This is a genomic window from Streptomyces sp. NPDC005899, assembly GCF_040629645.1.
Taxonomy (GTDB): Bacteria; Actinomycetota; Actinomycetes; order Streptomycetales; family Streptomycetaceae; genus Streptomyces.
The window spans coordinates 33,645-51,606 of the sequence record NZ_JBEXWB010000013.1; the positions used below are offsets into that span (position 1 = coordinate 33,645).

Consider the following 17,962-nt stretch of genomic DNA (forward strand, 5'->3'; position numbering starts at 1 on the left):
GGAGGTCTGCGGTACGGGATGAGCGGTTCGGGCTTCCGGCCCGCTCTCGATGGATCCCAAGGTGCCCGGAGCCGTTCCTGAGCGGTTACCGCGTCGTTCCCGCCGTCAGGGAAGCGACCAGGAACGGTGTCCTGGTCATCTCCACGGGGCGGGGACCGTCCGCCGTCAGCGCCATGCTCGTCCGCATACCTCCCGATTCGTGGCCGATCAGGTCCAGCACACTGCGCACCATCTCGCGGACGCCGCCCCGCTCCGGCGCCCCGAAGGGCGCGACCGAGTCGGGCCAGGAGATGTCCAGCAGGAGGTGCATGCCGTCCACGGACACCGTGTCGACGTGGCACACCGGTGCCGGGCCGTCGTCGCCCGTCGCGGTGGGCGGCGCCGGGGAGTCGTCGAGGAGCTGCCGCAGTTCGGCCCTGTCCGGGAGCCAGGTGCCCGTGTCCGCCCGCGGGGGGACGAGGCCCCGGACGAAGTCGAGCACGGCCGGCTCGGCGTCGCCGCCGCACAGGACGAAGTCGATGCCGTGCTCGGCGCCGACGTCGGCGGCCAGCTCCCTCAGGGTCCGGGCCGGGTCCTCGTCGGTCAGCGTCCGCTCCGGCGGCACACCGTGGTCGGCCCCGGACGGGGTGCCGCCGGAGCGGTGGAGCGCCCAGGCCTCCAGCCCGGTGTCCGATACGGCACGGACCAGGCCGGCGTCGGGGGTCAGCAGCAGGACTCTGCGGGGATGACGCATCATGACCGCCTCGTTCGTGGGCCGGCTCCGCCGGACGGGCCCGGGCCGCCGGTGGTGGTGTCGTGCAGGTGTCCGGCGGCCAGCGCCGCGTACAGGGCGGCTCCCGGGCCGAGCACGGACTCGTCGAAGTCGGCGAGCGGGGAGTGGTTGTCGGGCGCCGTCGCCGGGTCGGCGCCGGGAGCCGTGGCACCGAGGAAGACCATCGCGCCGGGTATCTCGTCCACGATGCGGGAGAAGTCCTCCGACCCCGTCATCGGCCGGCGCAGGGTCTCGTAACCGTCCTCACCGAAGAGCTCGGAGACGGTACGGGCGACGGTGTCCACCGCGGCCGGGTCGTTGACGGTGACCGGGTACAGGGGCTGCCACCGCACCTCCGCCTCGATCCCGTGCGCGGCGGCCACGCCGTGGCACACCTCCGCCAGGACCCGCCCGGCCCGCTCCCGGGCCTCGGGGGAGAAGGTGCGGACGGTCGTCTCGAAGACCGCGGTGTCCGGGATGATGTTGTTCTGGGTCCCCGCGTGGAAGGAGCCGGTCGTCACCACGACCGGATCGAAGACGTCGAACGCGCGGGTGACCCTGGTCTGCATCGCCACGACCATCTCGCACGCGGCTGGCACCGGGTCCTTCGCCGAGTGCGGCATGGCCCCGTGCCCGCCGGCCCCGCGGACGGTGACGGTCAGGTTGTCGACGGCGGCCATGGTCGGGCCGCCCCGGGCGCTGAACCGGCCCGACGGCCGCCCGGACGCGGTGACGTGCAGGGCGTAGGCCGCCACCGGCCGGGTCCCCGACGCGTCCAGGATCCCTTCCTCCAACATGTGGTGCGCCCCGTCGTGGCCCTCCTCGCCGGGCTGGAACATCAGGACGACGTCACCGGCGAGACGGCCCCGGTGGTGGGAGAGCAGCCGGGCGGCGCCGGCCAGCATGGCGGTGTGCAGGTCGTGCCCGCAGGCGTGCATGGCGCCGTTGCCCGCCGCGAAGTCCAGTCCGGTGCGTTCGGTCACCGGTAACGCGTCCATGTCGCCCCGCAGGAGCACCGTCGGGCCGGGCCGGGCACCGCGCAGCACGGCGGTCACGGAGCTCAGCCGCCGCCCCGTGGTGATCTCCAGCCCCAGCCCGTCCAGTGCCCGGAGCACCGCCTCCTGGGTGTGCGGCAGGTCCAGACCCACCTCGGGCCTGGCGTGCAGGGTCCGCCGCAGCCGGACCAGGTCGCCCTGGACCTCTCGCGCGTCGTCCAGCAGTCCGTCGGTGGGACACCGCCCGCTCATCGCGCCACCACTTCCCGCAGGCGGGCCGCGCCGCGGCTCTCCGGCTCGGCGTGGATGACGTCGGCCAGCCGCCGCACGCCCTCGCGGACCTGGCTCACGGAGGGGTAGGAGTAGGAGAGCCGAAGATTCCGCTCGCCGCCCCGGGTGTGGAACCCGGTGCCCGGCACGTAGGCCACCCCGCCGTCGATCGCCCGGGGCAGCATCGCCCGCGCGTCGAGGTTCCCCGGCAGGGTCAGCCAGACGAAGAACCCCCCGGCGGGCACCGTCCAGGACACCCCCTCCGGCATGGTGGCGGCCAGCTCGCCGAGCATGGCGTCCCGGCGGTCGCGGTAGAGGTTCCGCGCCAGGGCGAGGTGCCCCTGCCAGGACCTGGTCTCCAGGAAGCGGCTCACCGTCCGCTGGGTGAGCCGGGAGTGGGAGAGCATCGCGCTCTCCGCGGCGAGGACCAGCTTCCCGGTCACGGTGCGAGGGGCACGGACCCAGCCCACGCGCAGTCCGGGCGCCAGGGTCTTGGAGAACGAGCCCAGGTAGATCACCCCGTCGGGGGCGTCGGCGCACAGGGCCCGGTGCGGACGCTCGCCGAAGTGCAGCAGGCCGTACGGGTTGTCCTCGACGACCAGGACGCCGGCCCGCCGGCAGACCTCCAGGACCTCCGTGCGCCGGTCCGCGCCCAGCACCAGGCCGGTGGGGTTCTGGAAGGTCGGCACCGTGTAGAAGAACTTGGCCGGGCGCCCCTCGGCGGCGAGCAGGGCGAAGGTGTCGGCCAGGGCCTGGGGGACCACCCCGTCGCGGTCCATGGAGACCTCGACGACCCGCGCCTGGTGGGCCGCGAAGGTGCTGAGCGCGGTGACGTAGGTGGGGCCCTCGGTCACCACGCTGTCCCCGGGGTTCACGAAGACACGGGTCACCAGGTCCAGCGCCTGCTGCGAGCCGACCGTGACCAGCACCTCGTCCGGTGTCGCCTCGACACCCTCGGCCGCCATGACCTCGCACATCCGCTCCCGCAGCGCCAGGTCGCCCTGCGCGGAGCCGTACTGGAGGACGCTCGGCCCCTCGGCGGCGAGCACCTCCTGAAGGACGGCGCCCAGCGCCTCCGCGGGCAGCGCCTCCGGGCTGGGCATCCCCCCGGCGAGGGAGACGACGTCCTCCCGGGCGGCCATCGAGAACAGCGCCCTGGTCTCGGAGGGCACCATCCGGTGCGTCCGGTCGGCGAAGAGCAGCGGCGGGGAGGGCACCGTATCCGGGGGCGAGGACGGCTGGAACGAGAGCATGACGTCTCCTGGTGGCTCGGGCGAAGGCGGGGGAGTGCGCGGTCGGGGCGCGGCGGCTCAGGCGGCGGGCGTCAGCTCCGGCTGCCGCTGGGCCTCGTCCGCGGCCTTGTCCGCGGTCCGGGGGCGGAAGCGCAGCGCGCCCCACAGGCCGCAGGCCGCGAACGGCACCAGCAGGGCGGCGATGGTGAGGAAGGCGGCGGTGAGCGACTGGCGTGCGGCGAGGCCGACCACGGGCATCAGGGCGGCCGTGCCGACACCGATCGCCAGCAGCCGCAGCGATGCCATCTTGGCCTTGTCCACGGGACCGGCGTGCTGCTGGAGGAGGGTCAGGAGCAGCGTGATGGCGTTCAGGTTGGCGAAGCCGGCCAGGAAGAACCCCGCGTAGTGCAGGGCCGGGGTGGTGGTGTAGGCCAGCCCCGCCGCGATCAGCGCCTGGAGCGACACCCAGACCGGCAGCAGCGGCAGGCGCACCGTCCAGCGGGTGAAGGCGGTCGCGGCGATCATCCCGGCGCCCAGTGTGCCCTCCAGGGCCGACACGGCCCACGACTGCCCGCCGTGCCAGGCGTCGACCAGGGGCACCACGAGGGTGGAGAGGCCGTAGGAGTACACGAAGTCGCCCGCGCACATCACCACCATGGCGAACACGACCACCTCGTGGCGGTGCCTGCTGAAGAGTCCCGCCCAGTCCCGGAGCATCTCGGGCAGCGCCGAGCGCAGGGTGCTCTCGCGCAGCCGTCCCGCCGACTCCTGACGCGGTGCCCGCAGCCGCGAGACCACCAGGGCCGCCACCAGGGAGACCACCACGTCGACCAGGAGCGCCTGGGTGGCCGTGCCGATCATGAGGACCAGGCCGAGCGCCGCCATGCCGATCAGGCTGCCGGCCTGGATCGCGATGCCGATGAGGCTGTTGAAGGCCACGGCGCGGTCCCCCGCGATGTGGTGCGCGGTGAACTTGAAGAAGGCGGTGCGCTGCACGTTGTCGAAGACCGCCAGGAACACGGCGGCCGTCCCCACCACGCCCACCACCCCACCGTCGCCGGTGGAGAGCGCCACCACGATGACACCCACCGTCAGCGCGCGCAGGAGACTGCACAGGACGTAGACGATCCTGGAGTCGAAGGCGTCGACGAGCGGCCCCGAGAAGGGGAGCACCGCCACCGCCCCCAGACCCTGGAGGGCGAAGATCATGGCGAACGCCTGGGCGTCGCCGGTCTGCTGGAACAGTGTCTGGCCGAGTGCCAGCGTGTACAGGCCCATGCCGATGCTGGAGACGAGCATCGAGCCGAGCATGGTGCGCGCCGTGGTGTCCCGCAGGATCATGACGTCACCCGGACCATCGCCTTGCCGGTGTTGCCACCGTCGAGCATCCCCAGGAAGGCGTCGACGATCCCGTCGAAGCCCTCGGTGACCGTGTGCCGGTCGGTGACCGTGCCGGCGGCGAGAGCCGGAAGCAGGAACCGCTCCAGCTCCTCCTGCGCGTCACGGTGGTTGCGGACGAGGAAGCCCTCCAGCCTGACGCTCTTCTCGACCAGGTCGAACAGGTTGCGGGGCGCGGCCGGGGGCTCGGCCGAGTCGTACTGGGCGATGGCGCCGCACCAGGCGATCCGCCCGTACTCGCGCATCGCGCCGATCGCGGCCTCCAGGTGCCCGCCGCCCACGTTGTCGACGTACACGTCGATCCCGTCGGGCGCCGCCTTCGCCAACTGCTCGGGGAGCCGCCCGGCCCGGTGGTCGAACGCGGCGTCGAAGCCCAGCTCCTCCGTCAGCAGGCGGACCTTGGCCGGGGAACCCGCGCTGCCGACGACCCGCCCGGCACCCATGAGGCGTGCCAGCTGCCCCGCCGCGCTGCCCACGCCCCCGGCCGCCGCGGAGACGTACACCGTCTCACCGGGGACGAGCCGGGCGATCCGGGCGAGGGCGACGTAGGCGGTGAGCCCCGTGCCGCCGAAGATGCCCAGGTACGTCTCGGGCGGTACGCCGGGCACCTGCGGCAGGACGCGTACGTCCTCGGGCCGCACCACGGCGTGGGTGCGCCACCCCTGGCGGTGGAACACCAGGTCCCCCTCGGCCAGTCCGCCCGTCCTGGAGTCGGTCACGCGGCCGATGGAGCGGCCCTCCAGCGGGGTGGACAGCTCCCAGTCCCCGTCCATGTTCTCGCGCATGTACGGGTCGACGGAGAGCAGGACGTTCTCGACCAGCGCGGTGCCCGGCTCCGGGACCGGCACCGGCTCCTGGGTGAACCGGAACTCGGCGCCGGTCGGCCGGCCGTCGGGCCGGCTCACCTGCTGGACGAAGCGTGCCGTCTGTGACATCAGGGGACTCCAGGAATGTGCGGGTGGGAAGGGCGGAGAGGGGCGGTGGGGGGTGGGCCGTGCCGGTGGAGCCGTCACCCCAGCCGGCGGTCGATGACGGTCCGGATCTTGCCGCTGACCGCGTTCCGCTCCAGCGCCCCCTCGGGGTGGCACTCGACGACGAGTTCGAACATCCGCAGTCCCCCGCCGTAGAGGGTGGTGTCACCCAGGGGGGCGATGGCCTCGGTGAGCGCGGCCCGCAGGACCTCGGGGTCCAGGTCGTCGCGCGACTCGGTGCGCAGCACGAGCGTCTCGGTGCCCTCCCGCGTCATCAGTTCCGCCTGGAGCTGGGACACCCGGAAGGGTTCCAGCACCGCGAAGATGTCTCCGTAGAGCACGGTCGCCGACTTGAACTTCAGCAGGCCGTCGCTGCGCCCGAGGTACTCCAGCACGCGTCCGGACACCCCGCAGGGGCAGTCACGGACGTCCACCCGGCCCATGTCACCGATGCGGTAGCGGATCAGCGGTCCCTCGAACTTCTGCATCGAGGTGATCAGCAGGTGCCCGGTCTCCCCGTCCGGCAGGGGCAGGTCGTCCTCACCGACGACCTCGACGAGGTTGTAGTCGTCGTTGACGTGGTGCAGCGTGCCGCCGAGCCGGTCGCACTGGTAACCGATCTGCGCGCCGTCGTTGGCGGCCAGGATGCTCGTGATGGAGCGCGTGCCGAGTTCGTCGCGCAGCCACTGCTTGTCGGACTCGGTCATGGGGGTGCCGCCGTAGACGACCTTCTCCAGGCGCAGCCCGGGGTCCCTCCGCCTCGCCTCGCGGAGCAGCGGCAGGACCACGGCGGGCTGGCCCAGCAGGACGTTCACCGAGAAGTCGCGGGTCAGCATCAGCATCATGTCCGCGGTGACCTGCTGGCCGGCCGAGAATGCCTCCACCCGCATCCGGGTCAGCTCGCTCGACGTCGTCATCAGTCCGCCGTAGAGGCTGCCCCCGACCAGCGCGTTGAGGACCCGGTCACCGTTGTGGATGCCCAGTGCCCGCAGCAGGGGGATGGCCTCGCGGACCATGTTCTCCCAGTCGGTCCGCGAGTACACGATGTACCGCGGCTCCCCGCCGGAGGCCCCGCTGCGCAGCACCTCGCCGCTCGGGACGTCACCGCTGGACATGGCCCGGGCGCGGGGCAGCGAACCGGCTTCCAGCGCCTCCTTCTCCAGGACGGGCAGCCGGGCCAGGTCGGCCATCCCGTCGACCCGCGGCAGGTCGGCGTAGTGAGCCGTGCGGCGGGCCATTCCGACGAGGTAGCGGATGCGGGCGTCCATGCGCGCGGCCCTGTCGGGGTCGCCGTGGCGCGCGGCGTCCAGCGAGGTGCCGGCCAGGTAGACGGAGGTGAACAGCTCGCGGAACCACGGCGAGCGGCAGTCGAGGTCCGCGACGGGGGCCTGCGGGCCGTCCGCGCCGGGCCTGGGCCGGATACGGACGGAGGGCACCCCCGGGCGACCGGAGCCCGCGAACAGCTCGCCCGAGGCGGTCGCCGAGTCGCCGGCGAGCACCACGAGGTCCGGAACGGTGACCAGGACGCCCTCGGCCGGCTCCCCGGGCTCGGCGGTGTCCGCGGCGGGCAGCGGGAAACCGGGCTCGCGCAGCACGTCGAACACCGCGCGCCACAGACCGGGGCGGGAGGTGCGGACGGTGACCGGGTTGCCCATGGCCCAGGCCAGCAGCAGACCGCGGAGGGTGTTGCCGGCCCTGGTGTCGTCGAGGAGGACGTGGCCCACCGGCGTCTGCTCCCAGACGTCCCCGGTGTCGGTCAGCGGGCGGTAGGGGAACTGGCTCAGACCGCCGAGTGACTCGTCGAGCGCCTGCGCCAGCGCCTCCATGTCGAACAGGCAGCCCAGGTCGAGGAGGTCGTTCTCCTTCAGGAGGCGGGCGACCGCGGACCCCGTGTCGGAGGCCAGGTCGCGCTGGACACGGCCCACGGCCAGCAGCAGGTCGGTCGGGTAGTGGCGTGTCATGCCGCGCTCCCCAACTCGGCGGGGACACCGGAACGGGAGGAGACGGCGATGCCGTCGGCGCAGGCGCGCAGGAACCGCCCCAGCTCCTCGGCGTCGGTGTGCGAGGCCTCGATGAACACAGGGCACTCCCATTCCTGGTAGGTGATGTGGCCGGGCAGCGGCCGGTCGGAGGGCAGGACGTACAGCCGGTCCACACACGGGTGGTCGGCGAGGCCCGCGGGGAGCACGACCTCGGCCGTGCCGGCGGGGAGGTGGTGGCCGGGGAAGGCCAGCCAGCCGTGGTAGCGGCCGCTGGGCGGCGCCGACGGCGGACGCTCCAGCCCCAGCCGTACGGCGATCTCGTGGGACGGCAGGTGGACGCCGTAGCGCCGCTCGTGCGCGGTGACCACGCCGGCCCCGCCGACCCGGTTGGCGACCTCCAGGAAGACCAGTTCGTCGGAGGCCGTGTGGAAGGCCTCCAGGTGGACGCAACCGTCCTCGATGCCGAGGGCGACCGCGACCTCCCGCGCGAGGTCGCGGTGCGCCTCGGTCAGCGGGATCTGGTGCGAGCCGAGCGGCAGCCCGCCCGCGAACTCCACCGGCTTGTTGACGTACCGGCTGGTCGCCAGCTCCAGGAAATCGCCGTCCCGCATCAGGCCGTCGATGTGCAGGATGTCGCCCTCGATGTGCTCCTCGAGCTGGTAGTCCCCCGGGGCGGGCAGCTTGCGGTAGGCGCTGAGCGCCTCACGGGCCGTCTCCAGCACCATGACGCCCTCGCTGGAGGCGCCGGCACGCGGCTTGAGCACGGTCTTCCCGCTCCACGGCAGCGGCCCGCAGGCGGGCGGCACGCCCACGAAGCGGGGGTGGCGGATCCCCGACCCCGCGAGGGCCTCCTTCATCCGGACCTTGTCCCGCACCAGCTCGACGCGGGCCGCCGAGGGGCCGGGCAGCCCCAGGTGGCGGCGGATGTGCACCGCCTCGAGGATCCCGAACTCCGAGAGCGACAGCACCTTCTCGTAGCCGTCCGACGGTTGCACGCGGGCCGTCACGCCCTCGACCAGGTCGTCGTCCTCACCCAGCGGGAGGCGCGAGCAGCGCAGATCGCCGGGGATCTGCCGCAGCGACGCGGGACGGCCGACGTACGTCACGTCGTGCGCGTCGTGGTCGATGCCGAGGTGGTAGGAGATCTTGCGGTAGGGGACCTGGTGGACAACGAGGATCTTCATCCGGAGTACTCCAAGGCTGTGACGCCCCAGCTGAATCCCATGGCACTGGTGGCCAGCAGGATCAGATCCCCCTCACGGAGCTTCTTCTCCCCCATGAGGTCGTCCAGGGCGATCAAGGTGTCGGCTCCGCCCATGTGGCCGAGCCTTCCGTAGTTGAAAACGCTGCGTTCCGCGGGGATGCCGAGGGTCTTCAGCAGACGTTCGTGCATCCCCTTGTCGCCCTGGTTGATCAGGAACCAGGCGATCTCGTCGATCTCGCGCCCCGTCACCGTCAGGGTCTCGCCGACAAGGCGGGTGAAGTTCTCCACGTAGGCGGTCGCGAGACCCCGCCGGTGCTCGCCCCGGCGGATGACGACACGGCCGTCGCGCCACTCGCCGTGGTAGTAGTCGGACCAGCGGGGATCGGTGCGCATCGCCGAGTGGAGGACCCTGAAAGAACAGCCGTCATCCGCCAGCAGTACCGCCGCGCCCGCATCACCGAAATTGAAGAGCGCCTTGGAATCCGGGTCACCGTAGTCCACCATCCTGCTCAGCCGGTCCCCGAGGAGGACCAGCGTGTACGCGCCCGGCCGGGACGAGTCGGCCGCCAGCCGGATCGCCGTCAGGCCCGCGTTGCAGAAGTTGCCGATCTCGTAGCAGTGCGCGTTCCTGATGTCGAGTTCATCGGCCACCTTGGCGGCCGGCGACCAGAACGGCACGTCCCACTCGCCGGAGCCCGCGTAGATCACCTCCCGGATGGCCGACCGGTCGGTACCGAGCCGGTCCAGCAGCCGGGAGGCCGCCCGCGCGGCCAGGGCCGAGGACGCCTCCCCTTCCGCGAGGACCGGGAACGACTCGGTGTGGGTGATGGCCGCGAGATCCGCGACGGGCACGCCCGAGACCAGGTGCATGTCCCGGATGTCCGCCGTCGCGGACGGGAAGCAGACGTCGAAATCGACTATGCCGCCCACGGTTCCCTCGCCTCGATGCTCACGCGGTGCACGGTGCGGTCCACACCGGGCGCGACCGCGGTGGCCGCGTGGTAGGTGAGCTCGCACTTCCAGACCACCAGGTCACGCGGGGTCCACCGGTGCTCGTACACGTGGGCGGGGTCCTGGATCAGCTGGTCGAGCAGGGCGAAGAACTCCTCGTTCTCGTTCGCGTCGAAGCCGATCACCCGCTCCATGTACTCCGGGGCGCCGTACACGTAGCGGCGGCCGGTGGTGGGGTCCGTCTTGACCAGCGGGTGCTGGACGGGCGGGTGCTGCTCCTCCACCAGTGCCTTGAACTCGGCGATGGACAGGCCCGCGTGCTCGGACGAGATCCGCTGGCGCTTGGAGACGGTGTGCACCGCGATGCGGCCCTCGACCTTCTCCTTCCACTCCTGGGGCAGGCGGTCGTAGACGTCGGCCGCGTTGGCGTAGAGGGTGTGGCCGCTGGTGCCCGGGACGTCGACCCCGTGCAGCATCGTGTAGGGCGGCGCCTCCTGCTGGTAGGAGGAGTCCTGGTGCCAGAAGTTGCCGACCCGGGCGACACCGATCGCCATGTTGTTCTTCTTCGCGTTCGAGGAGATCATGATCTCCTCGTGCTCCGGGTGGCGGTACTTGGCCATCAGGAAGGGCTTGGGCCGGCCGATGCGGCTCGCCAGCTCGATCTGCTGCTGCGGGGTGATGTCCAGGGAGCGGATGACGACGAGCTCCCGCTCGTGCAGCAGCGTGGTCACCTTGTCCCAGAGCACCGGGTCCAGGAGGTCCTCGTACGTCGCCCCGGTCATCTCCGCCCCGATGAAGGGCGTGAGGTCGTTGATCCGGACAGCGCTCTCGGTCTCGGTCATGGTCATGTCGTCTTGTCTCCTTGCGTGGAAAAAGGGGAACCGCTTCAGCTGGGGTCGTCCGCCAGGCACTGCGCGAGCGCCTCGACGAACCGGTCGATCTGCTCCTCGGTGCGGAAGGGCGCCACGGTCACGCGGAAGCGCTCGCCGCCCTTCGGCACCGACGGGAAGTTGATGGGCTGCACGTAGACGGAGAACTCCTCCAGCAGCCGGCGGGAGATGCGCTTGACCCGCTCGCCGCCCGGTACCAGGACCGGGACCAGGTGGGTGGGCGCGGGGACGTGGGTGATGCCCGCCTCCGTGAGCCGGCGGCGCATCAGGTCGGCGTTGGCGGCCAGTTCGGCCCGCATGGCGACGCCCTCGGGGCCCCGGATCACGGAGAGGCTCGCCAGGACGGCGTCCAGGGAGGCCCGCGGGATGGTCGTGGTGAAGATGAACCCCGGGGCGTGGGACCGCACGTAGTCCAGCGGCACGTCGGGACCGGCGACGTAACCGCCGGTGCTGCCCACGGCCTTGCCGAACACCCCCTGGACGAAGGTCGCCCGGGTCTCGCCGATCGCCTCGCAGATACCGGCTCCGGTCGGCCCGGAGACGCCGATCGCGTGGGTCTCGTCCAGGTAGGTCTGCGCGTTGTAGCGCTCGGCCAGGTCGCAGATCTCGCGGATGGGCGCGATGTCGCCGTCCATCGAGTACACCGACTCGAAGACGATGAGCTTCGGGCGGTCCAGGGGCTGGGCGGCGAGCGCGAGTTCCAGGTCCGTCAGGTCGTTGTGGGGGAAGATGTACTTGGCGTTGCCCGAGGTCCGCACGCCCTCTATGAGGGAGCGGTGGTTGAGCGCGTCCGAGAAGACCATGGTCTCCGGTTCGGCCCGCAGGAGGGTGGTCAGGGTCTCCACGTTGGCGACGTAACCGCTGGTGAAGACCAGCGCCCGCTCCTTGCCGTGCCAGAGGGCGAGCAGTGCCTCCAGCTCCACGTGCGCCTCGCTGGTGCCCGCGATGTTCCGGGAGCCCCCGTTGCCGGTGCCGTGCCGCAGGACGGAGGCGATCTGGGCCTGCATCACGTCGGGGTGCTGGCTCATGCCCAGGTAGTCGTTGGTGCACCACACCTGGATGCGGCGTCCCTGGTGCAGCGCGTGCCCCCGGTCCTCCGCGAGGTAGGAGCAGGCGACGAAGTCACGGTAGAGGCCTTCCGCCTTCAGCTGGTCGAGGCCGGTCCGCAGGCCGGCGTACGCGTCCGCTGCGTGGGGCGGAGCAAGAGTGGAGATCACGGTGCTGGCCTCTCGGGTCGGGTGACTCGGTCTGGAGACACCATGGATCCCGCTGTTCCCGTTCCGGTCCCGGCTCCGTCCCGGCCCTCCCGGGTACCGGTGCGGGCGGGGTCCCGGCGGGCTGTCGGTCGCAGCGGATACCGTCGGCACATGTCCAACACCGCCGTGCTCGAAGGCGTCCTGGAGCGGATCACCTACGCCAACGAGGAGAACGGGTACACCGTCGCCCGCGTCGACACCGGGAGGGGGAGCGGCGACCTGCTCACCGTCGTCGGGTCGCTCCTGGGCGCGCAGCCCGGTGAGTCCCTGCGGATGGAGGGGCGTTGGGCCTCGCACCCGCAGTTCGGCAAGCAGTTCCAGGTCGACAACTACACGACGGTCCTGCCCGCCACCATCCAGGGCATCCGCCGCTATCTGGGCTCCGGCCTGATCAAGGGCATCGGCCCGGTCATGGCCGACCGCATCACCACGCACTTCGGCGTCGGCACCCTGGACATCATCGAGCAGCACCCCGGGCGGCTCGTCGAGGTCCCCGGGCTCGGCCCGAAGCGCACGAAGATGATCGCCGCGGCCTGGGAGGAGCAGAAGGCCATCAAGGAGGTGATGGTCTTCCTTCAGAGCGTCGGGGTCTCCACCTCCATCGCCGTGCGCATCTACAAGAAGTACGGGGACGCCTCGATCTCCGTCGTGCGGAACCAGCCCTACCGGCTGGCCGCCGACGTCTGGGGCATCGGGTTCCTGACCGCCGACCGCATCGCCCAGGCCGTGGGCATTCCGCACGACAGCCCCGAGCGGGTCAAGGCCGGACTGCAGTACGCCCTGTCGCAGTCCACCGACCAGGGCCACTGCTTCCTGCCCGAGGAACGGCTGATCGCGGACGGGGTGAAGCTGCTCCAGGTGGACACGGGGCTCGTCATCGAGTGCCTGGCCGAGCTCGCGGAGGACCCGGAGGGCGTCGTGCGGGAGAAGGTGCCGGGCCCGGAGGACGGGCAGCCCGTCACCGCCGTGTACCTGGTGCCCTTCCACCGGGCCGAGATCTCCCTGGCCGCCCAGGTGCAGCGCCTGCTGCGTACGCCGCAGGACCGGATGCCGGCCTTCCAGGACGTCGACTGGGACAAGGCCCTGGGCTGGCTCGCGGGGCGCACGGGGGCGAAGCTGGCGCCCGGGCAGGAGGCCGCCGTCCGGCTCGCGCTCAGTCGCAAGGTGGCCGTCCTCACGGGTGGTCCGGGCTGCGGCAAGTCTTTCACCGTGCGGTCCGTCGTCGAGCTGGCGCGGGCCAAGGGCGCGAAGGTGGTCCTGGCCGCCCCGACCGGGCGGGCCGCGAAGCGGCTCTCGGAGCTCACCGGTGCCGAGGCGTCCACCGTGCACCGGCTGCTGGAGCTGAAACCCGGTGGTGACGCGGCCTACGACCGGGACCGGCCGCTGGACGCCGACCTCGTGGTCGTGGACGAGGCGTCGATGCTCGACCTGCTGCTCGCCAACAAGCTCGTCAAGGCGGTGGCACCCGGTGCCCACCTCCTCCTGGTCGGTGACGTCGACCAGCTCCCCTCGGTGGGTGCCGGCGAGGTGCTGCGGGACCTGCTCGCCGACGGCGGCCCCTTGCCGGCGGTCCGGCTGACGACGATCTTCCGCCAGGCCCAGCGGTCCGGGGTCGTCACCAACGCCCACCGGATCAACTCCGGTCTGGTGCCGCTCACCCAGGGGCTGGACGACTTCTTCCTCTTCGTGGAGGACGAGACGGAGGACGCCGGAGTACTCGCCGTGGACGTCGCGGCCCGCCGCATCCCCGCCAGATTCGGCCTCGACGCCCGCCGTGACGTGCAAGTCCTCGCGCCGATGCACCGGGGCCCGGCGGGCGCCGGACACCTCAACGGCCTGCTCCAGCAGGCCGTCACGCCCGGCCGCCCCGATCTGCCGGAGAAGCGCTTCGGCGGCCGGGTCTTCCGGGTCGGCGACAAGGTCACCCAGGTCCGCAACAACTACGACAAGGGAGAGAACGGCGTCTTCAACGGCACGGTCGGCGTCGTCACCGCCCTCGACGCGGACGAACAGCGCCTGACGGTCCGTACGGACGAGGACGAGGAGATCGGCTACGACTTCGACGAGCTGGACGAGCTGGCCCACGCCTATGCCATGACGATCCACCGCTCCCAGGGCAGCGAGTACCCGGCGGTCGTCATCCCCGTGACCACCAGCGCCTGGATGATGCTCCAGCGAAACCTGCTCTACACGGCCGTGACCAGGGCGAAGAAGCTCGTCGTGCTGGTCGGCTCGCGCAGGGCCATCGGGCAGGCGGTCCGCACGGTTTCCGCAGGCAGGCGCTGTACGGCGCTGGATTTCCGGCTGCGGGGAGGGCCGGTGGAAGACTTCCCGGAAAAATGATCGATCAAAACGGTGGGAAACATCACTGAGCCCTTCCGGAACCGGATCGCAGGGGGCAGGATGAGTAAGTTGGCGGCACTGAGTGCCGCCAGTAGGTCCAATGGACGACCCCGAGTGCACTCTCCTGAGCCAAATGGGGGAGGGTGGAGACAGTCAGGGCACCTCGAAGAAGAGGCACTACGTCGGTGAGGGATGACGTGAGCGAGCACACCAACAACGCTGTAGTACTGCGGTACGGCGATGACGAGTACACCTACCCGGTGATCGACAGCACCGTCGGCGACAAGGGCTTCGACATCGGGAAGCTCCGGGCCAATACGGGCCTGGTCACGCTGGACAGCGGATACGGCAACACAGCCGCGTACAAATCCGCCATCACCTACCTCGACGGCGAGCAGGGCATCCTGCGCTACCGCGGTTACCCCATCGAGCAGCTCGCCGAGAGCTCGACGTTCCTCGAGGTCGCCTACACGCTGATCAACGGCGACCTCCCCAAGGTCGACGAGCTGTCGGCCTTCAAGAACGAGATCACCCAGCACACGCTGCTGCACGAGGACGTCAAGCGCTTCTTCGACGGCTTCCCGCGCGACGCCCACCCGATGGCCATGCTCTCCTCGGTCGTCAGCGCGCTGTCCACCTTCTACCAGGACAGCCACAACCCGTTCGACGAGGAGCAGCGCCACCTCTCGACGATCCGTCTGCTGGCCAAGCTCCCGACGATCGCCGCGTACGCGTACAAGAAGTCGATCGGTCACCCGTTCGTCTACCCGCGCAACGACCTCGGCTACGTCGAGAACTTCCTGCGCATGACCTTCTCGGTCCCCGCCCAGGAGTACGTGCCGGACCCGGTCGTCGTCGCGGCGCTGGAGAAGCTGCTCATCCTGCACGCGGACCACGAGCAGAACTGCTCCACCTCCACCGTGCGCCTGGTCGGCTCCTCGCAGGCCAACATGTTCGCCTCCATCTCCGCCGGTATCTCGGCGCTGTGGGGCCCGCTGCACGGCGGTGCCAACCAGTCGGTGCTGGAGATGCTCGAGGGCATCCAGGCCAACGGCGGCGACGTCGACTCCTTCATCCAGAAGGTGAAGAACAAGGAGGACGGCGTCCGCCTGATGGGCTTCGGCCACCGGGTGTACAAGTCCTTCGACCCGCGCGCCAAGATCATCAAGGCTGCCGCCCACGACGTGCTGGCCTCGCTCGGCAAGTCGGACGAGCTGCTCGACATCGCGCTCAAGCTGGAGGAGCACGCGCTGTCCGACGACTACTTCGTCTCGCGCAACCTCTACCCCAACGTGGACTTCTACACCGGTCTGATCTACCGCGCCATGGGCTTCCCGACCGAGATGTTCACCGTGCTGTTCGCCCTCGGCCGGCTGCCGGGCTGGATCGCCCAGTGGCACGAGATGATCAAGGAGCCGGGATCCCGCATCGGGCGCCCGCGCCAGATCTACACCGGCGAGGTCCTGCGCGACTTCGTCCCGGCCGAGAGCCGCTGACACCCGGTCCCCGAGCGGCCGTAGTACCCGGCCCGCACGGCCGACCGCCTTCGCCCCGCGTGCCGCCCCTGTCCCTCAGGGTGCGGCGTCCGGGGCGATTCGGCGTTTCGGGGGAGGGGACGGGGACGCGGGTGGGGCCGGGGCCCCGCCCCCGGCCGGGCGGCCCCCAGCGGGGAGAACGTCCGGCGGGCGGTCCGGGGGATGCCGGGAACGCGAGAAGCGCCCCGCCGTCGATCCCCCCACGGGTCGACGGACAGGGCGCTTCCCATATCCCGGAGCGGATTCCCCCCACGGGATCCGGCCGGGCGTCTGCCGGGAGCCGGGGCTCCCGTTGTCCTTGCGGTGGTGCTGTTCACTCGGGTCCTGCCGTGCGGGCTTGCCGGGGTACGTACGCGCGGGAGGGCCGCTCAAAGCTTCCCGGTGCACGTGCCCCGGCCAACGCTTGCCCGGAGCGTCCCCCAAGACACTCCGTCGGACGTCCCCCAAGACATCCTCGGCATCGCACTCTTAGACTCACCGACCCTTCAGAAGGTTACCCTCGAACCGGTGTGATCTAAGTCTCTTTGTGTACATCAGGTGAAGGAGCGCAACCGCAGGCTGTTCGCCACGACGAACACCGACGAGAACGCCATCGCCGCTCCCGCGATCATGGGGCTGAGCAGCCCGGACGCGGCGAGAGGCAGGGCGGCCACGTTGTAGCCGAAGGCCCAGAAGAGGTTGCCCCTGATGGTCGACAGAGTACGCCTCGACAGCCGGATGGCGTCAGCCGCCACCTTGAGATCTCCACGAACCAGTGTGAGGTCCCCGGCCTCGATCGCCGCGTCCGTACCCGTGCCCATGGAAAGGCCCAGGTCCGCGACCGCCAGGGCCGCCGCGTCGTTGACGCCGTCGCCGACCATGGCGACGGAGCGCCCCTCGGACTGCAGGCGCCGGACGACGTCCACCTTGTCCACGGGCATGACCTCCGCGTAGACCTCGTCGATCCCCACGGCCTCGGCCACCGCGTCGGCCACCGCCCGGTTGTCACCGGTCAGCAGGATGGGCCGGAGGCCCAGCGCGCGGAGCTCCGCGACGGCGGCGGCGCTGGTCTCCTTCACCGCGTCGGCGACCTCCAGCACCCCCCGGGCCTCGCCGTCCCAGGCGACGGCGATGGCCGTACGGCCGTGCCGAGCGGCGTCCGCCACGGCCTCGGCCAGGGCGGGCGGAAGGGTGATGTCCGAGTCCGCGAGGAGCTTGGGGCGGCCCGCGAGCACCTCGTGCCCCTCCACGCGTCCGCGGACCCCGAGTCCGGGGACGTTGGTGAAGGACGTGGCGGAGGGGAGGCCCGCCGGGGTGCGGGCGGCGGCTCCGGTGGCGACCGCCCGGGCGACGGGGTGCTCGGACGCGTGTTCCAAGGCCCCCGCGAGGCGCAGGACGTCGTCCTCGGCCGTTCCGGCCGCGGTGTGGACACGTCCGAGGGTCATGTGGCCGGTGGTGACGGTCCCGGTCTTGTCGAGGAGGATCGTGTCGGCCGCGCGGGTCGTCTCCAGCACCTCCGGCCCCTTGATGAGGATGCCCAGCTGGGCCCCGCGCCCGGTGCCCACCATGAGGGCGGTGGGAGTGGCGAGCCCCAGGGCGCAGGGGCACGCGATGATCAGGACGGCCACCGCGGCGGTGAAGGAGGCGGTGATGTCGTCGGTGGCGAGCAGCCACGCGACCAGGGTGGCCAGGGCGATGAGCAGGACGACGGGGACGAAGACCGCCGAGATCCGGTCCGCGAGGCGCTGGGCCGCCGCCTTCCCGTTCTGGGCGTTCTCGACGAGCTCCGCCATCCGGGCCAGCTGGGTGTCGCCGCCGACGTGGGTGGCCTCGACGACCAGCCGGCCGGACACGTTGAGGGTGGCCCCGGTGACCGGGTCGCCCACGCCAGCGTCCACGGGCACGGACTCGCCGGTCAGCATGGAGACGTCGACGGCCGAGGACCCGTCCAGGACCGTGCCGTCCGTGGCGATCTTCTCGCCCGGCCGTACGACGAAGCGGTCGCCGACGGCGAGCAGGGCGACCGGTATCCGCACCTCGGCCTCCGCGCCGTCGGGGCCGGCGCGGAGGACCGCCACGTCCTTGGCGCCCAGGTGCAGCAGGGCGCGCATCTGCGCTCAGCTCACAGCAGACCGCTGGACGGTGAACACCGCACCCTCCGGGTCGGCGACCGTGGCCAGCCTCCCGCCCGGGCTGTCCCGTGGC

Annotated in this window: 12 protein-coding genes and 1 pseudogene; 2 read left to right on the forward strand and 11 right to left on the reverse strand. The window is 71.5% G+C overall.

All coding sequences use genetic code 11. The features are described 5' to 3' along the window. Window positions 1–85 precede the first annotated feature (85 nt). From ABZ371_RS03420 to hemA, 10 genes are all read right to left on the reverse strand, one after another. Complete coding sequence (locus ABZ371_RS03420) at window positions 86–736, reverse strand: hypothetical protein (protein ID WP_358672900.1); 651 nt, start codon at window positions 734–736, stop codon at window positions 86–88. Then, window positions 733–1,998, reverse strand: coding sequence for a M20 family metallopeptidase (locus ABZ371_RS03425; protein WP_358672901.1), 1,266 nt, complete (start codon window positions 1,996–1,998; stop codon window positions 733–735). The genes ABZ371_RS03420 and ABZ371_RS03425 overlap by 4 nt, the downstream gene beginning before the upstream one ends. Next, window positions 1,995–3,269, reverse strand: coding sequence for a PLP-dependent aminotransferase family protein (locus tag ABZ371_RS03430; RefSeq protein ID WP_358672902.1), 1,275 nt, complete (start codon window positions 3,267–3,269; stop codon window positions 1,995–1,997). The genes ABZ371_RS03425 and ABZ371_RS03430 overlap by 4 nt, the downstream gene beginning before the upstream one ends. Before the next feature lie 57 nt (window positions 3,270–3,326). Continuing rightward, window positions 3,327–4,589, reverse strand: a complete 1,263-nt coding sequence (locus ABZ371_RS03435) for an MFS transporter (protein WP_358672903.1) — start codon at window positions 4,587–4,589, stop codon at window positions 3,327–3,329. Further along, window positions 4,586–5,581 carry an NADP-dependent oxidoreductase gene (locus ABZ371_RS03440; RefSeq protein WP_358672904.1) on the reverse strand — a complete coding sequence of 332 codons (996 nt, stop codon included), beginning with the start codon at window positions 5,579–5,581 and terminating at the stop codon, window positions 4,586–4,588. Before ABZ371_RS03440 ends, ABZ371_RS03435 begins: the two co-directional genes overlap by 4 nt. Before the next feature lie 74 nt (window positions 5,582–5,655). Then, on the reverse strand, window positions 5,656–7,578 hold the full coding sequence (locus ABZ371_RS03445; protein ID WP_358672905.1) for a phenylacetate--CoA ligase family protein: 1,923 nt from the start codon (window positions 7,576–7,578) through the stop codon (window positions 5,656–5,658). After that, a complete protein-coding gene (locus ABZ371_RS03450; RefSeq protein ID WP_358672906.1) occupies window positions 7,575–8,783 on the reverse strand; it encodes a hypothetical protein in 1,209 nt (402 codons plus the stop codon). The genes ABZ371_RS03445 and ABZ371_RS03450 overlap by 4 nt, the downstream gene beginning before the upstream one ends. Beyond that, complete coding sequence (locus tag ABZ371_RS03455) at window positions 8,780–9,733, reverse strand: 3-oxoacyl-[acyl-carrier-protein] synthase III C-terminal domain-containing protein (protein ID WP_358672907.1); 954 nt, start codon at window positions 9,731–9,733, stop codon at window positions 8,780–8,782. The genes ABZ371_RS03450 and ABZ371_RS03455 overlap by 4 nt, the downstream gene beginning before the upstream one ends. Beyond that, window positions 9,721–10,602: a TauD/TfdA family dioxygenase gene (locus ABZ371_RS03460; RefSeq protein ID WP_358672908.1), complete on the reverse strand. Its 882-nt coding sequence runs from the start codon at window positions 10,600–10,602 to the stop codon at window positions 9,721–9,723. The genes ABZ371_RS03455 and ABZ371_RS03460 overlap by 13 nt, the downstream gene beginning before the upstream one ends. Before the next feature lie 38 nt (window positions 10,603–10,640). After that, the gene (gene hemA / locus ABZ371_RS03465) at window positions 10,641–11,861 is read right to left on the reverse strand and encodes a 5-aminolevulinate synthase (RefSeq protein ID WP_358672909.1); all 1,221 of its coding nucleotides are present in this window, start codon (window positions 11,859–11,861) and stop codon (window positions 10,641–10,643) included. Window positions 11,862–12,011: 150 nt separating this feature from the next. Between hemA and ABZ371_RS03470 the strand changes: the two genes are divergently transcribed. Both ABZ371_RS03470 and ABZ371_RS03475 read left to right on the forward strand, forming a co-directional pair. Next, complete coding sequence (locus tag ABZ371_RS03470; protein ID WP_358672910.1) at window positions 12,012–14,243, forward strand: ATP-dependent RecD-like DNA helicase; 2,232 nt, start codon at window positions 12,012–12,014, stop codon at window positions 14,241–14,243. Window positions 14,244–14,440: 197 nt separating this feature from the next. Further along, the gene (locus ABZ371_RS03475; RefSeq protein ID WP_358672911.1) at window positions 14,441–15,739 is read left to right on the forward strand and encodes a citrate synthase; all 1,299 of its coding nucleotides are present in this window, start codon (window positions 14,441–14,443) and stop codon (window positions 15,737–15,739) included. A 572-nt stretch (window positions 15,740–16,311) separates the two neighbouring features. Here ABZ371_RS03475 and ABZ371_RS03480 read toward each other — a convergent pair. After that, window positions 16,312–17,880: pseudogene (locus ABZ371_RS03480) on the reverse strand (heavy metal translocating P-type ATPase); the annotation flags it as partial. Window positions 17,881–17,962 lie beyond the last annotated feature (82 nt).

What these genes read in the sequence shown, in the direction of transcription:
- ABZ371_RS03420 (WP_358672900.1), bottom strand. Translation starts at nt 736, where the DNA reads ATGATGCGTCATCCCCGCAGAGTCCTGCTGCTGACCCCCGACGCCGGC.
- ABZ371_RS03425 (WP_358672901.1), bottom strand. Translation starts at nt 1,998, where the DNA reads ATGAGCGGGCGGTGTCCCACCGACGGACTGCTGGACGACGCGCGAGAG.
- ABZ371_RS03430 (WP_358672902.1), bottom strand. Translation starts at nt 3,269, where the DNA reads ATGCTCTCGTTCCAGCCGTCCTCGCCCCCGGATACGGTGCCCTCCCCG.
- ABZ371_RS03435 (WP_358672903.1), bottom strand. Translation starts at nt 4,589, where the DNA reads ATGATCCTGCGGGACACCACGGCGCGCACCATGCTCGGCTCGATGCTC.
- ABZ371_RS03440 (WP_358672904.1), bottom strand. Translation starts at nt 5,581, where the DNA reads ATGTCACAGACGGCACGCTTCGTCCAGCAGGTGAGCCGGCCCGACGGC.
- ABZ371_RS03445 (WP_358672905.1), bottom strand. Translation starts at nt 7,578, where the DNA reads ATGACACGCCACTACCCGACCGACCTGCTGCTGGCCGTGGGCCGTGTC.
- ABZ371_RS03450 (WP_358672906.1), bottom strand. Translation starts at nt 8,783, where the DNA reads ATGAAGATCCTCGTTGTCCACCAGGTCCCCTACCGCAAGATCTCCTAC.
- ABZ371_RS03460 (WP_358672908.1), bottom strand. Translation starts at nt 10,602, where the DNA reads ATGACCATGACCGAGACCGAGAGCGCTGTCCGGATCAACGACCTCACG.
- ABZ371_RS03470 (WP_358672910.1), top strand. Translation starts at nt 12,012, where the DNA reads ATGTCCAACACCGCCGTGCTCGAAGGCGTCCTGGAGCGGATCACCTAC.